The following is a 793-nucleotide window of genomic DNA, read 5'->3' on the forward strand; positions in this document are numbered from 1 at the left end:
TGACCCACCGCTATCGGGGGCAAGCCCCCTCCCACAGTTTTAATCGGCGGAGAATTTGAACACGGTGTTCTGGCTGTAAGTCTGCCCTGGATTCAAACGGGTCGAAGCAAACGTCGGCTGGTTAGGCGCATCCGGAAAATGCTGCGTCTCCAAGGTAAACCCGCTCCAGTGCAGGTAAGTCTTGCCGCCTTTACCCTTCACCGAACCATCCAGGAAGTTGCTGGTGTAGAACTGCACTCCCGGTTCGCTGGTGTACAGCTGCAAGCGCCGGCCCGACTCAGGGTCATGCACCTCGGCGGCAAGCTGTTTGACGTTGCCCTGGGTATCCAGCGCCCAGTTGAAGTCAAACCCGCCTTGCTTGGGCTCGGCAAACTTGAGCTGCGGATGATCGGCTTTGATGTGCTGGCCGATCGGCGTCGGTTTCAGGAAGTCCATCGGGGTGCCTTTGACCGGCGCCAGCTCGCCCGTCGGGATCAACGTGGCATTCACCGGCGTGTAATGGCTGGCATGCAAGGTAGCGACCTGCTTGAGGATGTCGCCGTTGCCCGCGCCGGCCAGGTTGAAGTAGCTGTGGTTGGTCAGGTTGAGCACCGTGGGTTTGTCGGTGGTGGCGGTGTAGTCGATGTGCAGTTCGTTGTTGTCGTTGAGGCGGTAGGTGACCTCGGTCTTCAGGTTGCCGGGGAAGCCCATTTCACCGTCCTTGGACAGATAGCTCAGCTTCACGCCGACCGAGCCCTTGTCCTTGACCGACTCGGCCTTCCACACCTGCTTGTCAAAACCTTGGGCGCCGCCG

Annotated in this window: 1 protein-coding gene; it reads right to left on the bottom strand. The window is 59.9% G+C overall.

The window, feature by feature from the left end; translation table 11 throughout:
* Window positions 1-39: 39 nt before the first annotated feature.
* On the bottom strand, window positions 40-793 hold a 754-nt coding region (locus IQK56_RS30725), incomplete at its 5' end, for an aldose epimerase family protein (RefSeq protein WP_193901984.1).

The sequence above is a fragment of the Pseudomonas cyclaminis genome (assembly GCF_015163715.1).
Classification (GTDB): domain Bacteria; phylum Pseudomonadota; class Gammaproteobacteria; order Pseudomonadales; family Pseudomonadaceae; genus Aquipseudomonas; species Aquipseudomonas cyclaminis.